This window comes from Salipaludibacillus sp. HK11 (assembly GCF_047795645.1).
Taxonomy (GTDB): Bacteria; Bacillota; Bacilli; order Bacillales; family Salisediminibacteriaceae; genus Salipaludibacillus.
Genome location: NZ_CP181045.1, coordinates 1,576,719 through 1,601,068 on the forward strand (window position 1 = coordinate 1,576,719; position 24,350 = coordinate 1,601,068).

Here is a 24,350-nt window from a genome sequence, read left to right on the forward strand (position 1 = left end):
CATGTTAAAAATTTCTAGCCAATACACCGCAAATGCGGTGTACTTTTTATGATTTTTTACCTTTATCATATAATTCAATATATACATTCCAATAATAAGTTAATTGGGAACTGTATTTGATAAGATAGTTTTGAGCCACTTTTAGCTGTTTCGATCACATGAAAAATGAGCCACACAATTCCCAATTTCAATAACCTCTCTTATGATAGATAGTGACTAAACTACTATATACTGAGAGGAAGAAAAGGATGATTGATATGGCTCAACATTATAATATCAAATTTTTAAAAGAGGTTGAAGGTTTATCAGAAAGAAGGATCGCAAAAAAGCTTGGTATTTCAAGGAATACTGTAAGTAAATATCTTAATCAATCAGAACTCCCCACGGCGATTAATAGACAAAGAATCTATGGATCCAAACAATATTCAGGTGAAACGAAACGAGTATTGCCAATCATCGATCAGTGGCTAGAAGATGATTTGAAGCATTGGGTGAAACAAAAACATACGGCAGCTAGAATCTATAAGAGACTCGTTGATGAGTATGCATTTAAAGGCTCGGCATCTAATATTCGAAAAGTGGTTGCTAAGCGAAGAAAGAAACTTCAAAAAGTATTTATTCCTTTGGAATTTCAACTGGGACATCAATTTCAATTTGACTGGGGTGAAGCTGATATTATTCTTCAAGGCCGAACCCTACGGGTTTATCTCTTCTGTATTCAGTTATCCGCTAGTCGCATGCGATTTGTTAGGGCCTATCTTCACGAGAAACAAGAAGCCTTTCTCGATGGTTTTGTTCATGCCTTTGAATTCTTTGGAGGAGTACCAACAGAAGGACTCTATGACAATCTGAAAACGGCAGTACAAAAAACTTTAAAAGGAAGAGATCGCATAGAGCAAGAGACATTTCTCGCTCTACAAGCCCATTATTTATTTAAATCAGAGTTTTGTAATGTTCGTTCTGGAAATGAAAAAGGACGAGTCGAAGGGACGGTTGGTTATATTCGAAGAAATGCCTTCGTTCCACTTCCGGCAGTTCAATCAATGGAAGAGTTAAATGATTCCTTGAAAGAATGGTGTTTAAAGGAATCAGAAAGGACCATGGTTCCAAATTCCAAAGAGACTGTGGCTCAAATGTGGGAGAAAGAAAAAGGTTATCTACACGCCCTTCCTGATCAGGTTTTTGAAGCGTGTAAGTTGGTATCATGTCAGGTGAATAAAACGTCTTTAGTTACCATTGAGACCAATCAATACTCTGTTCCATGTCAATTTGTCGGGAAAGCTGTTTGGGCAAAAATTTTTGTCGATCAGGTGATCATAGTGGCTCAAAATCAAGTGATCGCAGAACATTCTCGATCTTATGAACGACATCAAATGTTTACGAATCTTGATCATTATCTTGATGCTCTACTAAAGAAGCCACGGGCAATCAGAGATGCACACGCCTTTCAATCTTCTGAGATTCCAGACGTATTCAAACGGTATCATCGTAAGATGAGAGAACAAGAAGGAGCAATTGGAGATCAAAAGTTCATCCGTCTTCTCCTCTTACATCGTGAGATTGGCTTACCCATGTTAACTCAAGCTTTAATCGAAGCTGAGAAGACTCACGTATTTCGCTATGAGGTGGTTCACGATATCATTCAACAACTTACAAATGAGGGTGTGACCATTCATGACCTTTCAAGAGAAAAAACGCCTACGAGTTTACTAGACTATAAAGTTCAAAAATCGAACGTAGAACAATACGGTTTACTGACAGGAGGGAAGAAATGATGGCCACAACAACGTTACTCCTGGAGCATATGACGAAACAATTAAGAACGCCTACGATCGCTCAAAACTACGAATCTCTCGCAAGAGAGGCTGAAGAGCGGAACCTTAGTTATGAAGAGTACTTGTTAGCTTTATTAGATTTGGAAGTGAAAACACGAGAAGAAAATTTAAAACAACGTCGACTTAAACAAGCTACTTTTCCCGTTCATAAAACGTTAGATGCCTATGATTTTAGTTTAATGCCCAGCTTAAACCGAAACCGATTTTTAACGTTAGGACAAGGGGATTTCGTAGAAAAAAAGGAGAATATTATTTTCCTTGGTAACAGCGGGACAGGGAAATCTCATTTAGCAACAGGAATAGGTATTGAAATGATCCAAAATGGATACAAAGTCAAGTTTATAACAGCATCAGAATTGGTAGAAGAACTATTGATGGCAAAGGAAGAACATAAACTAAATGCTCTCGAAAAGAAGTGGCTCAAATTAGATGTGATCATTATAGATGAACTCGGATATGTGCCCTTTTCAAAGGTTGGATCAGAGCTATTATTTCAATTTTTCTCCAGTCGATATGAACGTGGGAGTGTCATCATTACAACCAACTTAGAGTTCAGTGAATGGACGAGTTTATTTGGCGATGACAAGATGACCGCAGCTCTTTTAGATCGACTCACTCATCGATCACATATCCATTTACTAAATGGCGAATCATATCGTTTTAGACAAAGTATGAAACAGAATGAAGGAGGCTAAAGAACATGCGGAAGTTGGGAGAGGGTTGCCCCTCCCCGGGGCAACCCTCTCCCAACTTCCAATCCTACCCATTAATGGGTGGTCAAAGATGATAAGTGGCTCACTTTTAAAGTGATCGCTGTGGCTCAATATTATGTTGACAAAAACAGGAACTTTTAGATTACCAAACAATTAGCTGGATATATGCTTCTAAAAGTAGTATTTATCTAATCCCGGTAATAAATCGTGTTCGAGTTGATGTGCATTGATTAATCGGAAAATAAAGGAGGAGCGAAATGTTTTATGTGCTCTAGCGATATTATTTTTATAACATATAATAGGTTACATCGTTTTACTTAGGAGGCTCTCCTTTTCAATTTATCTTCATGGCATTAATGACGACGAAAATCCCATGGTTAATTGAAGTTTAAATTTTACGTAAATAATGTTCCTGAAGAATTAATACCTAGCCGTTCAGTTATCTTATGGAGAAGGAAAGGATTAAAACAAAGTCTTGTAAATGTGTTCCGGAATGAGTACTTTTCTTTTCACTACAGTATTTTAGGTGTTCCACAAGGTTAGAATAAAATGAATAGATATCTCATCAATAGCGGAACAACTAATGTCTAAATGACGTTTTGAAATCTTTAAAATATTTTAAGGAGGTTGAAAGATGTCCGATTGGGAAACGAAATACAAATGTACAAAATGTCAGCATCTTTCTAGTATAACGGAAGCAATTTGTCCTAAGTGTGATGACAGGAAAACGATGACTGGTAATTTTAATATACGCTTTGAAGGATGGGAGAAACTTGTCGTTAGGCAGAATAGAGAAAAATTTGTTTGGTATAAACCCAATACTTGGAAAAATGTTCGGAATTGAAATGATTGAAGTTGATGATGTTGAAGGGAATTAAAAGAGGTCTGTGAATGCAGGTCGACGGCATATGCTGCAACCAGACGGTTATTTGGTTATATTAACAGGATTCACAAAACTAGATACCTCTTGTGCTTTATCTTTCCGATTCCCTCTCTTCATGCACAAGATACGCCCTATATTTTACGATTCTCTCTTATCCTCTTTACAGCACAAATAAGGAAGCAAGAGAACCGTCCCTGCGCTTCCACAAAAATAACCCCCGAAACCTTGATGGCTCCGGGGGTTTGTCTTATTAGAATGTTTGTAGGTATTGGTCTCTCTCCCAAGGGTGTACTTGAGTTGTGAACATTTCCCACTCAATTTCTTTTAATTCAATAAAGTGCTCTAAAGCGTGACCACCAATTGATTTTGTTAATACTTCGTCCTTCTTCAGAGCATCAATAGCTTCTTTTAGTGTACCAGGTAACGCTTCGATACCTTCAGCTAAACGCTCTTCTTCATCCATCGCATAAATGTTACGATCTGTTTCTGCTGGAGGCGTCATTTTATGACGAATTCCATCAAGACCAGCCGCAAGCATTGCTGCCATTGCTAAGTAAGGATTAGCTGCTGGGTCTGGACTACGAACCTCAATACGAGTACTTAATCCACGTGATGATGGGATACGTACAAGTGGCGAACGGTTACGCATCGACCAAGCAATATAACATGGCGCTTCATATCCAGGAACAAGACGCTTATATGAGTTAACCGTTGGGTTAGTCAATGCAGTGAAAGCACTAGCATGTTTTATAACGCCACCAAGGAATTGCATCGCTACTTCACTTAGTTGATTCTCTGTATTCTCATCAAAGAACGCATTGTTCTTTCCTTCTTTGAATAAAGACATGTTTGCGTGCATTCCACTTCCGTTTACGCCAAACAAAGGTTTAGGCATGAACGTTGCGTGCAAGCCGTGCTTACGAGCAATTGTCTTAACAACGAGTTTAAATGTTTGGATGTTGTCACACGTTGTAACCGCATCAGCATATTTGAAATCGATCTCGTGTTGACCAGGAGCCACTTCATGGTGCGAAGCTTCAATTTCAAAGCCCATATCCTCAAGTTCAAGTACGATATCACGACGACAATTTTCACCTAAATCTGTAGGAGCTAGGTCAAAGTATCCACCCTTATCATTTAAGTCAAGAGTTGGCTCGCCATTTTCATCATTTTTGAATAGGAAGAATTCTGGTTCAGGTCCAATATTGAAATCAGAGTAACCTAAATCTTTTGCTTCCTTAAGTACTTTTTTCAAAACTCCTCGTGGATCTCCGTCAAACGGCGTACCATCTGGACTATAAATATCACAAATTAATCTTGCTACTTTACCTTTTTCAGGAGTCCAAGGGAAAATTACCCAAGTGTCTAAGTCTGGATATAAGTACATGTCTGACTCTTCAATACGAACGAAACCTTCAATGGAAGATCCGTCGAACATCATCAAGTTATCCAATGCTTTTGTTAACTGCCCCACCGGAATTTCTACGTTTTTAATAATCCCTAGTAAATCGGTGAACTGTAATCGAATAAACCTCACGTTCTCCTCGTCTGCCATGCTTAAAATGTTCTCTCTTGAATACTTACTCATGCTTATGTCTCCTCCTTCAAAATATCTGTTACTTTAATTAGTTTGGAGTAACAGGTTTGTATCACCTGACTAACTCCTTTGTGAAAAATCTGTTATTCTGATAGAACCGAACAATCAAATTCTTCGTTTAATACGATAAATCTATGATAACGAAGATTCACTAATTTTTGTTCGATGTTGTCAGATAATCTAACAGGGAAATTTTCTAACAAAGGAAATTAGATCGGACTATATAAATCGTACCCTCTTTCTAACAGGGCTAATCTATTTTTTACTCTTTTTATCATTTTCTTCATAAATCCTCACCATTGCATCCGTAACAGCTATCTTTATATGTTCAAATGTTAGTCCTCCTTGAACATAGGCAGTATATGGAGGGCGGATAGGACCGTCAGCTGTCAGTTCAATGCTAGATCCTTGCACAAATGTTCCTGCGGCCATGATCACATCGTCTTCATATCCTGGCATAGAGCTTGGATATGGTGTTACATGAGCGTCTACTGGAGAAGCAAATTGAATCGATTGACAAAAAGCTATCATGGCATGCTCATCTGAGAAAGAAACGGACTGAATCAAATCTGTTCTTTTATCATCCCATTTAGGCGCCGTTTTCATTCCTAAATCACTCAGAAACTTTGACGTAAACATCGCACCTTTCAATGCTTCATTAACGACATGAGGTGCCAAGAAAAATCCTTGGAACATATCTAGTAGTGTATTTAAGCTTGCTCCACCTTCAAGGCCAATTCCTGGAGCTGTCATTCGATTTCCGCACAAATCTATTAATTTTTTTGAGCCAACGATGTATCCACCTGTTTTAGCTATTCCACCACCTGGATTTTTTATGAGAGATCCAGCAACCAAATCCGCTCCTACATTGGATGGTTCTTCTGCTTCAACGAATTCACCATAACAATTATCAACAAAGACAATCACATCTGCATTAATTTCTTTCACTGCGTCTATCATCGCTTTGATTTGTGAAATGCTGAAGGAAGGTCTATCAGCATAACCTTTAGAGCGTTGAATCCCAATCACCTTTGTCTTGCCCGTCATTCGTTGCCGGATCTCTTCCAAGTCGACGGCATCATCTTTTAACGGTATCTCTTGATAAGTCATACCAAAATCTAACAAGGACCCTGCATCTTGTTCTCCTCTGACCCCAATTACTTCCTCAAGAGTATCATATGGCTTTCCGGTTATATACATAAGCTCGTCACCAGGGCGTAGCACACCGAATAACGCTGTTGAAATGGCATGGGTGCCTGAGACAATTTGTGGACGAACGATCGCCGCTTCTGTACCAAACACTTGCGCATATACTTTTTCCAATGTTTCACGGCCTGTGTCATCGTAGCCATAACCTGTTGACGGCTGAAAATGAAAGGCAGACACTTCATGATCTTTAAAAGCTTTAAGAACTTTTCGTTGATTTTGTTCAGAGAGATTTCCTCGTTCAAAAAAAGCATTCTGTAATTCTTTTACAGTGTCGTCTGATACTTGCAGTAGTTCTTGTTTGTTCATCATCTGTTGCAAAATATTATCTCCTTTTACTTGTCATGTCTTTTTTTCAATTCGTGGTATATCGCTGACTCCGAAGGCGCAAATCCTCTCACGATGTATCTCTCTGTCGCTTCATCAAATGTTTGCTCCACTTGAATCGTCTCTTCTTTTAATCGATGCAGCCACTTGCCTTCGTCCGATGATAAAAAGACGATATAGGGAGAAAATTGCTCTTCCATGACTGATTCAATTTTGTATTTAAGCTTGTCCAAATCTGCTTCATCATGTGCACTAACAAGAGTCGAGGGCCCCTGACTATGTGCAAAAAAGTCTCCTTCTATTTGGTCACGTTTATTATATACTGTCAAGATTGGAATGTGATGTGACTCTAAATCTTCCAACAGTTTTGTCACGGTTGCTTCATGATTAACGAAATCTGAATTTGATGCGTCGACGACATGGATAATTAGGTCCGCTTGCTTTACTTCTTCTAGCGTTGACCTGAATGCGGCAATTAAGGTCGTCGGTAATTGTTGAATGAAACCAACAGTATCAGTAATTAATACTTCAATACCTGAAGGAAGTCGTAATTTTTTCGTTGTTGGATCCAACGTGGCAAATAACTTATCTTCAATATATACCTCTGCGTCAGCTAATTGGTGAAGAAGTGTCGATTTACCAGCATTCGTATAACCAACGAGAGACATCTGGAACGCTTGATTCTTTTTCCTTCTATCCCGATATCGCTCTCGATGGGAGACGATTTGTGATAGTTGACGTCTAATTTCATCCATTCGATTTCGAATGTGACGTTGGTCAATCTCTAATTGTGTTTCACCTGGGCCCCTCGTACCAATTCCACCACCTAATCGTGATAATACATGGCCCTGTCCTCGAAGACGAGGAAGGATATAGCTGTTCTGTGCTAATTCTACTTGCAGCTTTCCTTCCTTCGATTGCGCCCTTCTAGCAAAGATATCAAGAATGAGTTGTGTTCTATCAATGATAGGTGTATCCATTTCATTTGTTAAATTACGTAATTGCGTTGATGACAGTTCATCATTAAAAATGACCAAGTCTGCATCTTTCTCTTCAATCAACATTTTTAATTCTTCTACTTTACCTTTACCAATGTACGTCGATGAATGAGGGCGTTCGAGACTCTGTATTAATTCACCGACTGCCAAGCCTCCTGCTGTTCTTGTCAAGGAGGCTAATTCTTCCATGCTATAGATGAAATTTTCTTCTTTTCCTGATTTTTTTCTCACGCCAACTAAAATAACAGATTCTTGATTTACTTTCGGCTGATTATCGATGCCGCTCACCGTCCTTGTATGTCATTTGTCATTAATCTAGGCTGTTTCCGTAAATTTTGTTGGTTTTATCGACATTCGCTAAAAAACTGCATTAATCTAACAATACATTATTAAAGGCTTTTGAAAAATCATCCTTCACTAGTGTAAGCAATGCTTCTTTATGAAAGGATCCTTCTTTCAGCAATCGAACTGCTTGCATTCGGATCGCTTTTTCTAACAAGTTACGAATAAACCTCCCATTACTAAATCGATCTTTTTGATACTCTTTTGCTACTTCGAGAATTTCATTCACATAGGTTAGTGAATCCGGCTTAATGTCATAATCTCGCTCCCACGCCATCTCTTTTAAGATTTGTAATAGTTCACTAACGGAGTAATTCGGAAAGGATACAATCATCGGAAATCTTGAAGGTAGCCCTGGATTTAGCCGAAGAAAGTGATTCATTTCGATAGGATATCCTGCCAATATCAAAACAAATTGATGCTGTTGATCCTCCATCAGTTTCACTAACGTATCAATCGCTTCTTTACCAAAGTCTTTCTCTCCACCTCTTGCCAAAGAATATGCTTCATCAATAAAGAGTACACCCCCCATTGCTTTTTCAACTAAATCTCTCGTTTTTTGCGCCGTGTGCCCAATGTATTCTCCAACAAGATCCGCGCGATCTACTTCTAGGAAATGGCCCTTCTCTAGTACTTCCATCTCTTTTAACATCATCGCAATCAACCTAGCAACCGTCGTTTTCCCTGTTCCAGGATTCCCTTTAAACACCATATGAAGTGATTGTTTCCCTACCTTTAATCCCTTCTCTTCTCTTTGTTTATTTAAATACAACCACGCATAAAGTTCATGTACAAAACCTTTCATCGAGTCTAATCCAACGTAACGATCAAATTCTTTCATTATTTTCATGTAAACTTTGTGTTCTAGAAACGGAGAATTCGCAGAATTTGGAAGGGAATAGCCCTCCTCTTCTCCACGACCTTTATTCGATGATTTAATAACGACATTGATTTGTCCTCTTTTTTTCATTTTAGCTGACTGTTCCACTGAAGTCACCGTCCTCTATTTTAAAGTGGAAAGGTTTCTGTCACAACTACTATACGCAAAAACAGAAAAGACGTGACAAAAGCCCATATAGAGAATAGCGAAATCTTCTGACCAGCGATAAATAGTTTAAAAAAATCATTTTCAACGTCTAAAAACCCAGCAAAAAATGCTGGGTTTTTACTTACTTATTATCGTGATTTAATTGCACATTACGTTGTGGTGAAAAAGTAGAGATCGCGTGTTTATAAACGAGTTGCTGCTTGCCATCTGTGTCTAAAATGACCGTGAAGTTATCAAAACTTTTCACATGCCCACGCAATTGAAAGCCGTTAAGTAAAAATACTGTTACAGGGATGTTTTCTTTCCTAAGTGTGTTAAGAAATTGATCTTGGATATTAACAGATTGTTGTTTCATCGTTTTACAGGCCTCCTATAATCGCATTATTAACTATATTCGATATTTATTAAAACTTTCCTTCAAAAAGTGATGAATTTCTTTTAAACTTTTTTCCTCATCACTTGTCATATCAAACCATTCGATGTCCATTTTATTGCGAAACCACGTCAATTGACGTTTTGCAAACCGTCTTGAGTTTTGTTTCAATTGCGATACCGCTTCTTCTTTCGTTACATTTCCTTTGATATATTCGAGAATCTCCTTGTAGCCAATCGCTTGCATCGATTGACAATGTTCATACCCTTGCTCATAGAGATGTTTAACCTCTTCGACCAACCCTTCGTTAATCATTAGATCGACTCTCAAATTAATTCTATCATAAAGAACATCTCGATCCATCGTTAGCCCAATCACTTTTGCATCATATATGCTACGCTGAGCTTGGTGACTCTCTTCAGTAACTGACTTCCCTGTCAAATGGTAAACTTCCAATGCACGAATCACACGTCTTCGGTTATTTGGATGAAGTTGCTGAAAGCTTTTAGGGTCTATCAATTTTAATTGTTCATGCAGTGCATCATTTCCATGTTCCTCAGCAAATTTATCGAGGCGATCTCTAAATGCCCTATCTTCCTTCACATCTGAAAAATCATAATCATAAATAATTGAATTCACGTATAGGCCAGTTCCACCAACGATAAATGGTAGTTTTTCTTTGTCGCTAATCTCTGTAATCGCCTTTTTCGCCAACGATTGAAAATCAGCAACAGAAAAGGCTTCATCTGGATTTTTGATGTCGATCAGATGATGTGGAACGCCATCCATTTCTTGATTCGTAATTTTAGCAGTACCAACATCCATGCCACGATACACTTGCATAGAGTCTCCACTAATTACTTCACCATCGTACTGTTTTGCTAAGTCAATACTCGTAGCTGTTTTTCCTACTGCTGTCGGTCCGACAATCACAATGAGGGGCTGGTTATTTTCCATTATTTTCACTCTTTTCTAACTCAATTACTCCAAAATGATACGTTGCTGATGGTCGATTGAGAACTTTAAATCCTAAAGACTCAAAGCGAGTGCTTCGAAAGTGATCTTTCAACACGATTCTTTTTTTAGCTATTCGTTTGGCCTCATTGATCACTTCATCCGTCAATGTTGGACGACTTGAGTACTCTCGAAGTGCTTGAAATCCATCTGACTTTTTCACTTCTGCTTCAAACATCGGATCAAAATAGACAATATCAACGCTATCATCTGCTTCTGCTCTCATCCAGTCGGTGTGCTCAATATTTACAACGTCTATTTGCCTCATCGCCTCATTTAACGGTTGGAAGTTACTTTCGTAAGAAGCTAAGCCTTCATGGACGAGAGTAGCGATGATCGGCGAAGCTTCTAAACCGATCACTTTACCTTCTTCGCCTACAGCCATACTGGCTAATTGTGCGTCTGAAGCCAACCCTAACGTCGCATCAACATAAATATCTCCTCTTTCAATCTGGCAAGTAGACACAAAGGGATCATCTTCATGATAATACCAACGCTTTGCTCGAAACATCGCTGCGTTCGGATGAAAAAAGAATGGATGAGGCTCTCCAATTCTATGAGCTTCTACTCGTAAGGAACGAACAACAAAGATTGTTGTTTTGTATTGCTCCATCATCGACTGAACTGATCGTTTATTTCGTTCTTCAAAACGCAACTTCCATTGCTTAGCAAGCTGCTTCGCTTTGGTTTTCACTTGAATCGTCGGTCTTCCAGGAGTTGTTATGATTCCTTCTAGTATCATAAAGTTACCTTCATTCCCTAGTGATCTCTCTTTCATCAAGACATCACTCGTTTAAACATCCGCTCGATTTCATACGTAGAGTAATGAATAATCACAGGGCGTCCGTGTGGGCATGTGTAAGGATCCTGACACGTACGTAATGTTTCGAGCAACTGGAACATTTCATCCTTCGTTAAGTGACGATTAGCTTTAATCGAAGCTTTACAAGACATTAAAATCGCAGCTTCTTCACGAAGTTTCCCAATATGAATCGTTCTTTCCGCTTTCAACTGTTCGAGCATATCTGAAATCGTCTCTTCTTCTAATCCTTTCGGAAACCATGTAGGACAAGATCGAACGATAAACGTTCTTGAACCAAAGGCTTCTAAGAACAGACCAACATTTTCTAGCAATTGCTGATGTTCCTTTATCAATTCTTCCTCTTCCAGCGTAAATTCAAACGTTAAAGGGACAAGTAAATCTTGAAGTTGATTATCTGTCGTCGCTAATTTGTCTCTGTAATACTCGTATTTAATTCTCTCTTGCGCTGCATGTTGATCGACCATATACAATCCATGATCATTTTGCGCCAATATATACGTACCATGTAACTGCCCAATCGGATAAAAAATAGGCACCTCTGCATTTTCTATATCTGAAACTTCAGAATTAACTTCTTTCTCCAAGGGAGATTCGCTAATGTCTTGTTGTGAAATATCTGATCCTCGTGATGGATCATGTTCCGTTTCATGACCTTGTTCTTGACTTTGCCAAGAATCATCGCTCCATTCCGCTTCCGAATCATCCATTTTAGCAATAAAAGCACTTTCCTCTGTTTCACGTACAGCTTGATGGGGGTGACTAGGCTGATTTGTTTTCCTCTCTGCACTTTCCGGCGCTCCCTGATTTTTATTGCCCTCTTGCCCTGAAGGCGACGATAAGGGTTGCTCATGCTCAAAAGAAAAACGAATTTGTTCCGATTGGTCTCTCTTCCGGTTCGTTTTCGTAGGTCCTTCAGGAATCAACTCCAGTCGTTTAAAGACATCACGAATAGATGATGTAATCAATTCCTTTAAAGCCTGTTCCTTACTAATCCGTACTTCTAATTTTGCTGGGTGAACATTAACGTCCATCAAAAGCGGATTCATCGTAATGTGGAGCACCACTAGTGGAAATTTCCCAATCGGCAACAGTGTATGATATCCCTCTTGAATCGCTTTTAAGATTGGATAGTTCTTGACATAACGTCCATTTAAAATTGTCGAAACATACGAACGATTTGACCTAGTCACTTCTGGTTTAGCCAAATATCCTTCTATACGAAAGTCCATCGTTTCCGTTTCCAGCTTGACAATTTTTTTTGCGACAGATGTGCCATAAATTGAGGCAATCACCCTAGGGATATCGCCATTTCCCGTTGTTTGCAACATCGGTTTACGGTTATGTGTCAATACGAATGCAATAGTTGGATGAGAGAGAGCCATTCGATTGACGACATCTGATATTTGCCCTAACTCCGTGTGAATTGTTCGTAAATATTTCAAACGAGCAGGCGTATTGTAAAACAAATCCGTCACGACCATTTCCGTGCCTTTTCGAGGGGAGACTGTTTTCCGATGTTTGATATGCCCTCCCTCCAAATAAAGCTCATGCCCCTCTTGGCCACCTGTGCTCGTTTTCAATGTTAACTTGGAGACCGATGCGATACTAGGTAGCGCTTCTCCACGAAATCCGAGCGTTTTTATTCGAAATAAATCATGGTCGTCTTTAATTTTACTCGTCGCATGCCGAAAAAATGCCCTCTCGAGGTCATCTTCTTCGATGCCATCACCATCATCAAGAATCCGAATCGAAGAAAGACCGCCTTCCTCGATATCAACCCGGATATTCGTGCTGTTCGCATCAATCGCATTTTCTACTAATTCTTTCACAACAGATGCTGGTCGCTCAACCACTTCTCCGGCTGCTATTTTGTTTGAGAGAAATTCGTCCAGTTGACGGATATTCGCCATACTACACCTCCATTACATCATCGTTTTAACTTTCGCTGGAGCTTGTCCAGCATTTGAATCGCCTCAATTGGACTCATGTGTAAGAGGTTTGCCGAAGACAATTCAGCTAATACTTTTTCTTGATAGTTCTTCATCTTTTCAGTTTGCTTTTTTTCTACGGAAGCAGCTTCTTCTTGAAATAATGTAAGCTGCTGTGGTTCATCGTGTGCCTTTGTTTCGAAAAAGGCTTCAGTTTCCTCCTGTGCTTGTTTTTCGTTAGCTAAGTTCGTTTCTGCCATTCTACTCTGATAATCTTTCATTTCAGATTGATCTTGTTCAAATTTTGCTAAAATTACTTTTGCTCTTGAAATTAATTTAGCAGGTAAATCAGCAAGTTCCGCTACATAAATCCCGTAACTTCGATCTGCCGCACCATCAATCACTTTATGAAGGAAAACGACCGCTCCGTTTTCTTCCTTTGCGGAAACATGAACATTTTTTAATCTAGGCAGCGCAGCTTCTAATGTTGTCAATTCATGGTAGTGCGTCGAAAACAACGTTTTTGCACCAATGTCGTCATGAATGTATTCAATAATTGCTTGTGCTAATGACATCCCATCATACGTGGAGGTTCCTCTGCCAATTTCATCTAAAAGAATCAAACTATTTCGCGTCGCTTTCGATACGGCATGTTTCGTTTCAAGCATTTCGACCATAAATGTACTTTGTCCTTGAGCCAAATCATCGGCGGCGCCAATCCTCGTAAAAATCTGGTCAAACACGAGCAACTTTGCTTCATTAGCAGGAATGTAGCAACCTACTTGAGCCATGATTGAAATCAGCGCAAGTTGACGCATATACGTACTTTTACCAGCCATGTTCGGTCCTGTAATTAAGAGCAATTCACGGTCCTCATTTAGGATAATATCATTTGCGATATAGACACCTTCATCGATCATCTTTTCAACGACAGGATGGCGAGCTTCACGAATAACGACATCTCCAGCAGTTTGTAGCTCCGGTTTAACATAGTGATTTCGTTCCGCCACTTCCGCAAAGCTTTGTAATACATCAAACGTGCTAATTACATTCGCAAGCTGCTGTAAGGGTCGAATAAATGGTTTCACTTGTTCACGAATTTTCATAAACAACTCATATTCTAGTTTTTCACTTTTCTCTTCTGCTTCGAGGATGAGCGTTTCTTTCTCTTTTAATTCTTCGGTAATAAATCGCTCCGCATTAGACAACGTTTGTTTACGCTCGTAACGTCCTTCTGGAAGTTGTGGTAAATTCGGTCTCGTTACTTCAATATAATAACCAAACACTTTGTTGAAGCCTACTTTTAAGGAGCGAATTCCCGTGACTTCTTTTTCTTGCTTTTCGAGAGAGGCAATCCACGCCTTTCCGTTTTTCATCGCATCGCGGTATTCATCCAATTGGCTTGAATAGCCTTCTTTGATCAATCCACCGTCGGTTATACTGATCGGACAATTCTCTTCGATACTATCTTCTAGTAATTGTCTCAGTTCCTCACAAACCTCTACGCCATCAATTAATGATTGTCCATAGTCACTGTTTAAAGAGCTAGTCGTCTCAAAGATTGCTGGTGTTTTTTCCAACGACTTCTTCAGTTGAATCAAATCACGACCGTTTACATTACCAAACGCAACTCGTCCCGATAGACGTTCTAAGTCATAAACTCCTTGCAATTGTTCTTTCAAAGTTTCTCTTGCGAAAAAGTCATCAAATAGTTTTCCAACTAATTCATGTCTTTGCTCAATCGTTTGCCGATTTAATAAAGGACGCTCGATCCATTGTTTGAGCATCCTACCGCCCATCGCTGTTTCTGTTCGATCAAGTACCCAAAGCAAAGATCCTTGCTTCTTCTTTTCACGCAACGTCTCCACTAATTCAAGGTTTCGTTTCGAGTGAACATCCATCGACATAAATTCTTGCGGTAAATAAAATCGTGCTTGTTGCAAATGATCAAGCGAACGCATCGTTGTTCGTTTCAAATAGCTAATTAATTGAAAGCATGTCTCTTTTACTTTCCCATCAGAAAGTCCTTCTACGAGTGCCATTCCTTCTTCCACCGGTTCCGTATGATCTTCAAACGAAAGTGTCACACGGAGATTCCGTTTTAGTTCTTCCCTTTTCTCTTCTGAAAAAGTGGATGAAATGATCACTTCTCTTGGACGAAAACCGCTCATTTCGTTGACTAAATCTGTGAAATCCGTCACCGTCGTTACGAGTAATTCTCCAGTCGTCATGTCTGCTGCTGCGAGTCCAAACTCATTGCCTTCAAAAGGAGTAACGGATAGAAGGTAGTTGTTTTCCTTCGCACCAACCGCCTTTCCCTCCATCACCGTTCCTGGAGTAATCACTTGGACGACTTCTCTTCGGACGACCCCTTTCGCTTGCGACGGATCTTCCGTTTGTTCACATACAGCTACTTTATAGCCTTTTTCTATCAGTTGAGATATGTATAATTCGGAAGCATGATGAGGTACGCCGCACATTGGAATGCGGTCATCGCCTTTTCCTCTTGCCGTCAAGGTTATTTCAAGCTCTTTCGCCGCTTTCTTTGCATCATCGTAAAATAATTCATAAAAATCGCCTAATCGAAAAAATAAAAATGCGTCTTGATACTCTGCTTTAATTCGTAAATACTGTACCATCATTGGGGTTACTGTTGCCATATCTATCATCCAACCTTTAACTGTCATTCATAAAATACCGATCTATATTATATCATAACACCCCTACCTTTCATTAACTACAAAAAGACAATTTTGATGTTATCGTGCTATTATCATTTTTGCCCGAACGAATTTACTGCATGTTGCATTCTCTCAGGGACAATGCTTTCATTTCACTTCTTTTTAAAAATTACCAACAAAAAAGAGGAAGAAAGGTGACTTTCTTCCTCATCATATTTAATCTATTCTTCGAGATCTCCCATTAAGAAATTAGGGTCTAAATCTTCAAATTCTTCATCTTCAATGGGTTCTTCCCATAAATTTTCATCCCATTGATCAGATGTGCCTTCCGGATTGACTTGGACGGATATTTTAGTCTCACCTATTACTTCAACCAAGAATTCTCTTTCCACTTGAACATCTACGTCATTTCCATTAGACCCTATCACAGCCTCTAATGTATTTGGCTGTTGAATCGTTCTAGCAATTACTTCTAAATCTTCAGATAAAATATCGCTATCTTGCATTACTAAAGACACGACATCTGTGTAATTCACCGTTTCGGTTGCTACACTCGTTTTCGTATTCCCTGAGTATGAATACCATATGTTAATGTCGTAATTCCCTTTTACCTCAACCGCGTCTCCTTTCTTTTTCGAGACATATTTGTGATTGATAATCCAGCAACCTAGTATACTCGTGGGCTTATCCCCTGGAGTAATACAGTGCTTTGTCTCGGAAAACTTTCGACCTTTTCCACAAACGGCCTTCGTAATAATTTCCCTGTAATGTGCTTCTTTGTCTGATGCTGACATCGCTTTTTTCCTCCTCACAACATAAAGTGGAACTTCCATCCATCGGATTTTGTTCATCCCAATCATTGGTTTGTAACACCAAAATAGGTTATTACCGAAAGTCAATCTCCCACCTATGCTTATTATCTCCCTCAAGCCTATAGGCCGTAGGTTTGCTTCTGTAGCGTGGGATTGTAAATAAGCTACTTACTCTCTCCACAGGTTTACAAGATTTACATTTCATCGTATGCAAGATAAATGACTAGTGTGCGATATTTTAAAAATAGACTAAATACTCGTATGATCCGAGCTCAATTATGTATATGACCATCTTGTCAAAAACATGATGAAATACAAAAATCAAATTTAAATCCGGTAAATTAAGTACGACTATGAAACAGTATTCTCAATAAAAATTGTATTCTATATTTATATAAATACTACACATAAAAAAACTACTCCCGAATGGAAGTAGTTTTTTAGGTGTTGTCATTTAGCAACCGCCAGTATTAAATGGGTCCTTTGTCGTTGTTCCTTTAAGAAGATCCCCACCAGTTGATTCAATGATTTTAGTCGTTACTGTGTTTGAAATCGTATTGCTGACCATTTGCAGCAGATGGTTCACTTCTGTTTGCGATTGCTTAAATTCTCGTACGAGAGGAATCTCATCTAGCTCATCTTGGAGAGCATTTATTTTTCCATCTGTTACTTTTAATGCCTCTGATTTTTCATAATGCTTTAAGTTTACCGCTTCTTTTTGCAATGACTTTATTTGGCCAATGATTTCTTGCACACGCAAATTCTCATTAATTTGCCCCTCTGCACGAATAAAGAAATCTACTTCTTCCGTTTCAACAACCATTGCAGCTAATGATTTTGCTTTTTCTACGATTTCTGGTTTGGTATACTTCTGTTCCATTATGCTTTCACCCCTGCAGTTTCGACAACTTCTCCATTAAGGGACCATGTTTTTGCTTCAGTAATTTTTACATTAACTAACTGACCGATGGCCGATCTTGGTGCTTTGAAGTTGACTGATTTATTTGTTCTCGTCCTACCCATTAAAACATCTGAATTCTTTTTACTTTCTCCTTCAACTAATACTTCAACAATTTTACCAGTATAAGCTTCATTTTTCTTTGCTGAAAGCTCATTAACTATCGCATTCAACCGTTGCAATCGATCTTTTTTCACATCCATCGGGACATTGTCTTCCATTTTTGCCGCTGGAGTACCATCTCGTGGAGAATAAATATACGTGTAAGCACTATCGTATTCCATCTCTCTCATTAACGATAATGTATCTTCAAACTGTGCTTCTGTTTCATTTGGAAAACCAACAATAATATCTGTCGTAAACGACGCATGTGGCAATGCGGTTTTGATTTTATTGGCCAACTCAATATAGTGTTCACGCGTGTACTTACGAGCCATTAATTTCAGAACCTCATTATTGCCACTTTGAACAGGTAGATGAATATGCTCAACCATATTTCCACCTTTCGCAAGTACTTCAATCAAATGGTCATCAAAGTCACGAGGATGACTTGTTGTAAAGCGGACACGTGGAATATCAATCTTTCGAATTTCGTCCATTAGCTCGCCAAGTCCGTAATTCCAATCTACCAAATCTTTTCCATAAGCATTGACATTTTGTCCGAGTAAGGTGATCTCTTTGTATCCGTTTCTTGCCAAATGGCGAACTTCCTCGATAATATCTTCTGGAAGACGGCTACGCTCTTTCCCACGCGTGTATGGCACGATACAGTACGTACAGAATTTATCACAACCATACATGATATTCACCCAGCCTTGGATTTGTCCTCGACGAGCCCTCGGCATATTTTCAATAATATCCCCTTCATTTGACCATACTTCAATCACCATTTCTTTGTTAAAAATCGCGTCTTTAAGTAAGTCCGGTAGACGGTGGATGTTGTGCGTTCCGAAAATAAGATCGACGTGTTGATGTTTTTGTAAAATTCGATTCACAACGGATTCTTCTTGAGACATACATCCGCAAACTCCGACAATCAATCCTGGTTTTTCGAGTTTCAATGGTTTTAAGTGTCCAATTTCACCAAACACTTTATTCTCCGCATTCTCTCGAATGGCACACGTATTTAATAAAATCACATCTGCTTCTTCTGACAAAGAGGTAGATTCAAAGCCCATACTCAATAGAATTCCAGCCATATTCTCAGAATCATGTTCATTCATTTGACATCCGTATGTGCGAATCAGAAACTTCTTCCCTTTTCCGATTCCTTTCATATCTTCTGGAATGTCAAAGTCATAATGTACGGAAATATCTTCTTTCCCCCGCTTTTTCGCTTGCTTTAAATCAGGGGGAGTGAATGTCGTTTGAAAATATTGCGAGTAGTCTTTTTTCTGGCCGGATTTTTTGTCCGCAGAAGAAAGATCCTCCATCGCTTTTGTTTGCTTTAGACGCTGTTCTTCATTCATACCATCATTCTCCTTTTAAAACATTACTATCAACCTTTTATTATAAAGGGTATTACATCTTTTCACAACCATGATGAATGAACGACTTAGCTGACGAGTAGCAGTTATCCTGTGGTGTCCTCAATTACGGTAACGAACTCGTTGGTTCTTTTTGAAGCACTTGTTTTAACCTCTTCGACCATTGCTTTCCTGATTTCCGCTTCCATACGGCACAAGTTGCTTCTACCCTTTCCCTCCGATTTTGCTCTTCCATACGGCACAAGTTGCTTCCTCTTCTACCCTTTCCCTTCGATTTTCCTCTTTCATACGCCACAAGTTGCTCCCTCTTCTACCCTTTCCCTCTGATTTTCACCTTCCATACGGCACAAGTTGCTTCCTCTTCTACCATTTACCTTCGATTTTCCGCTTCCATACGGTTACAACAAGCGAGCCACCTCTCTATCAATACTCCATTCCAAACAAAAAAAGGCACCCCAAAGGGCACCTTTTTAAAATAGAAATTAGCTAAACGCAGTTAAAGGCGTTCACTCTTTTCTTATTACATAAACTCGCCAATTAATTCTTTAAATTGCTCTTTATCAAGATCTAAATCTTGAGAAGATAAGGCTTCATCTTTAAACCCTTTCACCAATGATTCATAGGCAGGTTTTTCTTTATTTTGATAAATAAGACCTGTCACTAAACCATCATGCTCCATAAGAGTCGTCATAGCTTGCGTTCGGTTGCTAGCATCATAGCCTTCAATTGTAGAAAGAGATGTTAAATTCTCTTTGAACCAGTCATACGTGTTTACTTTATTAAACGTAACACAAGGACTGAATACATTAATAAATGAGAAACCTTTGTGTTGGATCCCTTGCTCAATTAACGACGTCAATTCTTTTAGATCACTAGAGAAACTTTGCGCAACAAAACTTCCACCTGCGGTAAGTGCCATTTCCATGACGCTTAATGATGTTTCAATCGATCCACCTGGTGTACTTTTCGTTTTGAATCCCATCTCACTTCGCGGAGATGTTTGTCCTTTTGTTAAACCGTAAATTTGATTATCCATAACAATATAAGTAACATCAATGTTTCTACGAATCGCATGAATGGTATGACCCATACCAATCGCAAAACCATCACCGTCACCACCTGAAGCGATTACTGTTAGTTCACGGTTTGCCATTTTAACTCCTTGCGCAATTGGTAAAGATCGTCCATGAATACCATGAAGACCATATGAATTAATATAACCTGAAATTCGTCCTGAACAACCTATTCCAGAAACAACCGCTAGCTCCTCAGGAATGACATTTGTATTTGCTGCTGCACGCTGAATCGCAGCTTGAATAGAAAAGTCACCACAGCCTGGACACCAGTTTGGTTTTACGTTATTTCTAAAATCCTTAAACGTTGCCATATGCGAACAGCTCCTTACACTTGTTATGAATTTCTGATGGTAAAAATGGGTTTCCATCATATTTAAGAATCGATTCTACTTTATCAATCTTTGCATTCATTTTGATTAATTGTGCTACTTGACCCGTCGCATTATTTTCAACAACGACAACTTTTTTAGCTTTATCAATCATTCCTTGTAACTCATCCGTTGGGAAAGGATGCAATAATCTAATTTGACCATGATTCACTTTCAAGCCGTCCTCTTCCATACGAGGGAGCATTTCTTGAATTGTCCCTCTAGTAGAATTGACACCAATGACTAGTAAATCTGCATCATCATGTTTTTCATCCTTAAAGATAGGGTCAGGGAATTTAGTAACCAAAGGATTAAGTTTTCTCATTCTTTTATCCATTTGAGCAATTCTGTTTTCAGGACTCTCAGATGGTTTCCCTTGCTCGTTGTGTTCGACACCAGTTACATGGTGTAATCCGTGTTTCATACCTGGAATTACTCGTTTTGAAACGCCATCTTCCGTAACTTCATACCGCTTGAAGTATACACCTTTTTCTTGTTCAGGCAATTCTTCTTTCCTGTCAAGTTTTCCACGACGAATTTCTACTTTCTCAAAGTCTAGTGGATTAACAGTCTGTTTTCCTAACGATAATGCGAGATCAGTCATGATAATCACTGGAACTTGATACTCTTCCGCAATATTAAATGCTTCAATTGTATCATAAAAAGCTTCTTCAACAGTGGAAGGTGCCATAACTACCTTTGGAATTTCACCATGCGTTCCATAAATCATCGCAAATATATCTGATTGCTCTTGTTTTGTTGGTAAACCAGTACTTGGCCCACCTCGTTGTGTATCAATAATGACTAATGGAGTTTCCGTAATTCCACTAAGTCCAATCGCTTCCATCATAAGAGATAATCCAGGTCCTGCAGAAGCCGTTAATGAGCGAACTCCAGCATAATTAGCACCAATGGCCATTGTAGCTGCTGCAATTTCGTCTTCTGTTTGGATAACTGTCCCACCATATTCAGGTAATTTTTTGATCAAGTATTCCATAATTTCTGATGCGGGCGTGATTGGATATGCAGGCATAAACCTTGCTCCCCCTGTGAGAGCCCCTAATGCAATCGCATCATTTCCAATCATAAATAGTCTATTTTGTCCATCTGCTGCATCTAGTTTAAAATCACCCAATTTACCAGCTGATTCTTTCTCAAAATATTCAGCTCCAGCACGAATCGCATCCATATTTTTCGAAACGACGGATTCACCTTTTTTCAAAAAGATTTGCTCAACGACAGACTTGAATATATCTGTATCAACACCAATTAATGAAGCTGATGCTCCAACTGCGACCATGTTTTTCATTAAAGATGTACCTAATTCAGTAGCCATTTCTGTAAATGGTATTGAAAATAATTTTGCATGTGAACCTTCTGGTAGTTTAGGAGCAAACTTACTATCTCCAATAACGACTCCACCATTACTAAGTTCATGTAAATTTACGTCAATCGTTTCTTGGTCAAAAGCAACTAGTATATCTAAGTCATCCGAGATCGAATTCGTTGCGAATGTACTAACTCGAATCTTATTATTCGTGTGACCACCCTTAATACGAGAAGAAAAATGACGGTACCCATATAAATAATATCCTTGGCGGTTCAACGCCATTGAAAAAATTTCACCCGTACTTTCAATTCCTTCGCCTTGCTGACCGCCAACTTTCCATGAAAGTTGATTAATCATTTACTACACCCCTTTTATAATATGACAATGAAAATCCTCACAAAGTTGACACAATGCGAATGTGATTACATTCATATTATGCACCTCAACTATGTACCTTAGTGGTGTGAAGTATAATTGTTTGAACAGTGGGATTAAAATATCTTAACTTCCGAGATATCATTTACTTAATTTAATAATAAAATGAAATAATACTCTCTTTGAGAAAAAGTTCAATTAACAATTATAAAACAACAGGTGTTCTCATGTCGATTTCAAACCTACCTTTATATTGTAACATAACTTTCACATTTACATGAAGCAAGAAAATTCAAATTTTTTAACAAAAGGAATTAAATCTGCTTCCTACGACTAGTAACTGTTAAAAAAACCTAATAATACAGGCTTTCACTTTCAATATTTAGCTTCATATAAATCAACTGAAAAAATAAAAAATTCATTATTCGTTAGAAAAACTTGGCTTATCGTCAAGTCATGCATGGCGAAAACCTTCGTTTCTCTTACACTTTAACCCTTTAGCTAAGTAAAACACTCTTAAAGTACAAAAAAACTCGACAGAATAACTGTCGAGTTGATATTTTATCTTGGTTCAACAATTAATTTAATTGCTGTTCGTTCTTCTCCATCAATTTCTATGTCAGTAAATGCAGGAATACAAATGAGGTCAATTCCACTAGGAGCAACAAACCCTCGAGCTATAGCAACTGCTTTTACCGATTGGTTTAAGGCGCCTGCACCAATTGCTTGCATTTCTGCGTGTCCTCTTTCACGAATAACTCCTGCTAGCGCACCAGCTACAGAATTAGGATTGGATTTTGCTGAAACTTTTAATACTTCCATTTCAGTACCTCCTTAAGGATTAGTGATGATTGTTAGTAGATTGATCAAACACCGTGATAATTAAGATTATGAAGTTATCATAAGAATGTCCATCTTCTATAAATACTGATTACATGAACAATACCTCTTTTTGTATATATTCAAAACCAAAAAATATATACTTTTTTTGTACCATTTCTAACACTACACTCATAATTTACAATGAAAACGGCATCTTTGATTAGCATTTTGCAAAATTTAGAGAATTTATTTCGCGATCATCCAACTTCTAACCATATTCCTTAACCTAACTCCTTAAAGACAACTCAGTAGTTGTCGTTCTCCACATCAACATAAAAGATCTCTCTTAAATCAAGCTATGTTAATCAAAAAATGGCCGTTCCTCATTAATAGAGATACGCTCAATTTTTGTTGCTTTTCCAGTATGGTTATCCAGCTGAATAACCACTCCGTTACATTGTTCCCTCCCTGCAGTTACTTCAAACCTAGCAGGTAAATTCGTTAAAAATCGTTGAATAATAACATCTCGATCCATCCCTAAAATACCGTCATACGGACCTGTCATCCCAACATCCGAAATATATGCCGTACCATTTGGCAAAATCCGTTCATCAGCCGTTTGTGTATGTGTATGTGTTCCAACAACAGCAGATACTTCACCGTCTAAAAACCATCCAACAGCTTGCTTTTCACTCGTAGCTTCTGCATGAAAATCGACAAATATAAATGGGGTCTCTTCTTTTACTATTTTTACAATCTCATCAAGTTTTTTAAATGGGCAGTCACTAGGTGGCATAAAAACTCTGCCCTGAGCATTGATCACGGCGATCTTTTTATTCCCTACCTTTTTAATGACATAACCTTTCCCTGGATTACCTTCAGGGAAATTAGCTGGACGGATTAAATTGGGGACATCATCTATAAATTCAAAGATGTCTTTTTTATCCCATGTATGGTTTCCCATTGTCATGATATCTGCACCAATTTCATGAATTTCTTGGTATATTTTTTTCGTTAACCCTTTTCCTCCCGCCGCATTTTCGCTATTTACAATCGTAACATCAGGACGGTACTTTGATTTTAATTTTGGTAAATACTCCTTCAACGCATTTCTTCCTGGAGAGCCAACGATATCTCCTATAAACAAAATTTTCATAACATACTCCTTTTAACAAATATTGATGTGCCTTTTGAAATCAAAAACTATTTCTATTTTATCAGCTTTAAAGAAAAAACTATAAACTTAATAATTCGAAAAACTTAGCTTGTCGCCAAGTCCTTCATGGCAAAAGCTTTAGTTTTTCTTATACTTTAATTCTTTAGCAAAGTTAAACATTCTTAAAGTACAAAAACA

Annotated in this window: 20 protein-coding genes; 3 read left to right on the forward strand and 17 right to left on the reverse strand. The window is 38.5% G+C overall.

Annotation, left to right across the window (positions count from 1 at the left end):
- The first annotated feature begins 248 nt into the window (after positions 1 to 248).
- The 3 genes from istA to ACM26V_RS07830 all read left to right on the forward strand — a co-directional run bounded on the left by istA (position 249) and on the right by ACM26V_RS07830 (position 3,392).
- On the forward strand, positions 249 to 1,775 hold the full coding sequence (gene istA, locus ACM26V_RS07820) for an IS21 family transposase (protein WP_416148966.1): 1,527 nt from the start codon (positions 249 to 251) through the stop codon (positions 1,773 to 1,775).
- A complete protein-coding gene (gene istB / locus ACM26V_RS07825) occupies positions 1,772 to 2,530 on the forward strand; it encodes an IS21-like element helper ATPase IstB (protein WP_416148965.1) in 759 nt (252 codons plus the stop codon). The genes istA and istB overlap by 4 nt, the downstream gene beginning before the upstream one ends.
- A 652-nt stretch (positions 2,531 to 3,182) precedes the next feature.
- A complete protein-coding gene (locus ACM26V_RS07830; protein WP_416150864.1) occupies positions 3,183 to 3,392 on the forward strand; it encodes a hypothetical protein in 210 nt (69 codons plus the stop codon).
- Positions 3,393 to 3,681: 289 nt separating this feature from the next.
- Here ACM26V_RS07830 and glnA read toward each other — a convergent pair whose 3' ends face one another.
- From glnA to ACM26V_RS07915, 17 genes are all read right to left on the reverse strand, one after another.
- A complete protein-coding gene (glnA, locus tag ACM26V_RS07835; protein ID WP_416150865.1) occupies positions 3,682 to 5,019 on the reverse strand; it encodes a type I glutamate--ammonia ligase in 1,338 nt (445 codons plus the stop codon).
- Between the two features lie 264 nt (positions 5,020 to 5,283).
- On the reverse strand, positions 5,284 to 6,546 hold the full coding sequence (locus ACM26V_RS07840) for an aminotransferase class I/II-fold pyridoxal phosphate-dependent enzyme (protein WP_416151820.1): 1,263 nt from the start codon (positions 6,544 to 6,546) through the stop codon (positions 5,284 to 5,286).
- 23 nt (positions 6,547 to 6,569) lie between these two features.
- Complete coding sequence (gene hflX, locus ACM26V_RS07845; protein WP_416151821.1) at positions 6,570 to 7,838, reverse strand: GTPase HflX; 1,269 nt, start codon at positions 7,836 to 7,838, stop codon at positions 6,570 to 6,572.
- Positions 7,839 to 7,929: 91 nt separating this feature from the next.
- Entirely contained in the window at positions 7,930 to 8,889 is a 960-nt protein-coding gene (locus ACM26V_RS07850; protein ID WP_416150866.1) for an AAA family ATPase, read from the reverse strand.
- Positions 8,890 to 9,070: 181 nt separating this feature from the next.
- Positions 9,071 to 9,304, reverse strand: a complete 234-nt coding sequence (hfq, locus tag ACM26V_RS07855; RefSeq protein ID WP_416150867.1) for an RNA chaperone Hfq — start codon at positions 9,302 to 9,304, stop codon at positions 9,071 to 9,073.
- A gap of 33 nt (positions 9,305 to 9,337) precedes the next feature.
- Positions 9,338 to 10,279 carry a tRNA (adenosine(37)-N6)-dimethylallyltransferase MiaA gene (gene miaA / locus ACM26V_RS07860; protein WP_416150868.1) on the reverse strand — a complete coding sequence of 314 codons (942 nt, stop codon included), beginning with the start codon at positions 10,277 to 10,279 and terminating at the stop codon, positions 9,338 to 9,340.
- Positions 10,269 to 11,114 carry a class I SAM-dependent methyltransferase gene (locus ACM26V_RS07865; protein ID WP_416150869.1) on the reverse strand — a complete coding sequence of 282 codons (846 nt, stop codon included), beginning with the start codon at positions 11,112 to 11,114 and terminating at the stop codon, positions 10,269 to 10,271. Before ACM26V_RS07865 ends, miaA begins: the two co-directional genes overlap by 11 nt.
- Positions 11,114 to 13,069, reverse strand: coding sequence for a DNA mismatch repair endonuclease MutL (mutL, locus tag ACM26V_RS07870; RefSeq protein ID WP_416150870.1), 1,956 nt, complete (start codon positions 13,067 to 13,069; stop codon positions 11,114 to 11,116). Before mutL ends, ACM26V_RS07865 begins: the two co-directional genes overlap by 1 nt.
- A 17-nt stretch (positions 13,070 to 13,086) precedes the next feature.
- Positions 13,087 to 15,747: a DNA mismatch repair protein MutS gene (gene mutS, locus ACM26V_RS07875; RefSeq protein ID WP_416151822.1), complete on the reverse strand. Its 2,661-nt coding sequence runs from the start codon at positions 15,745 to 15,747 to the stop codon at positions 13,087 to 13,089.
- Positions 15,748 to 15,989: 242 nt separating this feature from the next.
- Entirely contained in the window at positions 15,990 to 16,562 is a 573-nt protein-coding gene (locus ACM26V_RS07880) for an outer spore coat protein CotE (RefSeq protein ID WP_416150871.1), read from the reverse strand.
- Positions 16,563 to 17,034: 472 nt separating this feature from the next.
- Complete coding sequence (locus ACM26V_RS07885; RefSeq protein WP_416150872.1) at positions 17,035 to 17,460, reverse strand: RicAFT regulatory complex protein RicA family protein; 426 nt, start codon at positions 17,458 to 17,460, stop codon at positions 17,035 to 17,037.
- Entirely contained in the window at positions 17,460 to 19,007 is a 1,548-nt protein-coding gene (miaB, locus tag ACM26V_RS07890; protein ID WP_416150873.1) for a tRNA (N6-isopentenyl adenosine(37)-C2)-methylthiotransferase MiaB, read from the reverse strand. The genes ACM26V_RS07885 and miaB overlap by 1 nt, the downstream gene beginning before the upstream one ends.
- A gap of 124 nt (positions 19,008 to 19,131) precedes the next feature.
- Positions 19,132 to 19,260 (reverse strand): hypothetical protein, encoded by a 129-nt coding sequence (locus ACM26V_RS07895; protein ID WP_416150874.1) that lies wholly within the window; start codon positions 19,258 to 19,260, stop codon positions 19,132 to 19,134.
- A 285-nt stretch (positions 19,261 to 19,545) separates the two neighbouring features.
- On the reverse strand, positions 19,546 to 20,412 hold the full coding sequence (locus ACM26V_RS07900) for a 2-oxoacid:ferredoxin oxidoreductase subunit beta (RefSeq protein ID WP_416150875.1): 867 nt from the start codon (positions 20,410 to 20,412) through the stop codon (positions 19,546 to 19,548).
- The gene (locus ACM26V_RS07905; protein WP_416150876.1) at positions 20,399 to 22,156 is read right to left on the reverse strand and encodes a 2-oxoacid:acceptor oxidoreductase subunit alpha; all 1,758 of its coding nucleotides are present in this window, start codon (positions 22,154 to 22,156) and stop codon (positions 20,399 to 20,401) included. Before ACM26V_RS07905 ends, ACM26V_RS07900 begins: the two co-directional genes overlap by 14 nt.
- Before the next feature lie 579 nt (positions 22,157 to 22,735).
- A complete protein-coding gene (locus ACM26V_RS07910; protein ID WP_416150877.1) occupies positions 22,736 to 22,996 on the reverse strand; it encodes a stage V sporulation protein S in 261 nt (86 codons plus the stop codon).
- A 361-nt stretch (positions 22,997 to 23,357) separates the two neighbouring features.
- Positions 23,358 to 24,152 carry a TIGR00282 family metallophosphoesterase gene (locus ACM26V_RS07915; protein WP_416150878.1) on the reverse strand — a complete coding sequence of 265 codons (795 nt, stop codon included), beginning with the start codon at positions 24,150 to 24,152 and terminating at the stop codon, positions 23,358 to 23,360.
- Positions 24,153 to 24,350: the final 198 nt, after the last annotated feature.